Origin of the sequence: Pseudomonas sp. SWRI179 (genome assembly GCF_014268705.1) — a bacterium.
GTDB classification, from domain to species: Bacteria; Pseudomonadota; Gammaproteobacteria; order Pseudomonadales; family Pseudomonadaceae; genus Aquipseudomonas; species Aquipseudomonas zanjanensis.
This window is the reverse complement of sequence record NZ_JABWRA010000117.1, coordinates 1-1,670: the sequence shown is the minus strand read 5'-3', so window position 1 is coordinate 1,670 and position 1,670 is coordinate 1. Positions and strand designations below refer to the sequence as shown.

The following is a 1,670-nucleotide window of genomic DNA, read 5'->3' as shown; positions in this document are numbered from 1 at the left end:
CGCAGCAATGACAGGTTGTCCCGTTGCAACGGGTTACGATGGGCCCACTGCCAGCCACGGGTTCGGCTCCATTCCAGCGGCGGCGTTACGCCTCGGTGACTGCCCGGCAGGCGCAACGCCAGATCGCGTTCCGTGCCTTGCACTTCAAAATAACGGTCGTCAATGCGCACCCACGCCTCGTTTGTCGTGCGCCAGACACCCCAGGCGTCCAGCTCGGCCTCCACCGGCGGCGGGCGCCTGGCCGCAAACGGCGTGACGTCGCCATTCCACAGGCGGGTGCTGCCATCACGCACCGGCATGGGCTCCATCGCCCCTCCAACGAACCCCAGGTACGCACCTTGGGCGACACCGAACAACACATTGAAAATATGATCGATGCCCTCCTGCGAATGCCCTTCGTTGAACGCCTGGATGCCCTCGAAGATTTCATACACCAGCCGCACCCCGCCCACCGCAGCCGCGGCCATGCCGATGGGCGCACAGAACGGAATGAAGCTGGCGGCAACCATCAGCGCCTGCTCGGCGAAGTGCTCCCAGTATTCGAAACGCGCCAACAGCGCCTGCCAATCCTTGTCCCGGGTCGACACCATCAAGGCCGAAGCGTTGGCCAGGGTGTGCCCGCGCCATTCGTGGTAGCGGCTGTGCCAATGATCCCCGCGCACATCGCCAAGGCTCCAAGCGACGCGGGGCGTCGGCACCCTGATGCGCCGGCTGTCACCCGTTTCGCCCCGCTCGCCTTCGCGCCAGCCGGTAATACGGGCGTGGATTTCCTGGAAAAGGTTGAGGTTGTCTTTGACTTCCCACTCCACCTGGTCATGCAAGGCCGCGCCCAGTTCGGCCTGCAAACGCATCGGCAGGTAGCGCATCAGGCTCTGGCGGTAGCTGCGTTTTCGGACCCGTTCAGTCAGCTCCGCCGACATGGCCTGCAAGCTGGAAAACTGCTGGATGGGCGCGACAACGTCATGGGGCATGTGCAGCACCACCGGGCGGACGCCCTCGGCATCACCTTGCACCCCCCAGTAGATCCGGGCGCCGAACAGCGGCACCGAGAGCAGTTCCAAGGATTTGATCTCGCAGGCCAGCGGCGACGTGCGCCCTGCTTCCAGTTGCACCCCGACAGAGGCCAGCAACCGCTCGCCGGTTTGATCCAGGCGCCCGTCCAACTTCGCCTCGTAGGCGTCATAGGCCAGTTGACTGCGTGAATAGGCCAGGTAAGCCTTGGCGACAGCGGGCGTGTCGCTGCCAATACGCGGCAACCGGGTTTCGAGCAGTGTGCGATAAGCGCCTCCGACATCCACGCGGCGACAAAGCTGCGCGAAACTGGCCGGGGTGATAGGCAACGGGAGGGTGTCTGAAAAGCCCTCCCAGTGGAGGAACTCTCCCGGCTTGCCCTGGATGAAAACCTTGCCTTTTTTATCGAAATCACTCCCGGCCACCGCATCGGTGGGGGGGTAATTGAGCATCGCCGCCTCGACCATCGACAACGACCGGTCGGTGACGTAGGGACCGCGCTTGACCCGAGCCCGGCGCACGACGTCTGCTGGACTGCTCCCGCGTGCTGTCGTCCGGCTCCACACGCGCACCTCCGGCTGGGCCTGAAGCAGGTCGAGCGTAAAGTCATAGGGCGCGGGCAAGTCCTTGGTCAAGGCATTGAGCGCATCGCTGTCGCG

General features: G+C 64.4%; 1 protein-coding gene. It reads right to left on the bottom strand.

Annotation, left to right across the window (positions count from 1 at the left end; all coding sequences use genetic code 11):
* On the bottom strand, positions 1 to 1,670 hold a 1,670-nt coding region (locus tag HU767_RS28475), incomplete at both ends, for a DUF6543 domain-containing protein (protein ID WP_346343483.1).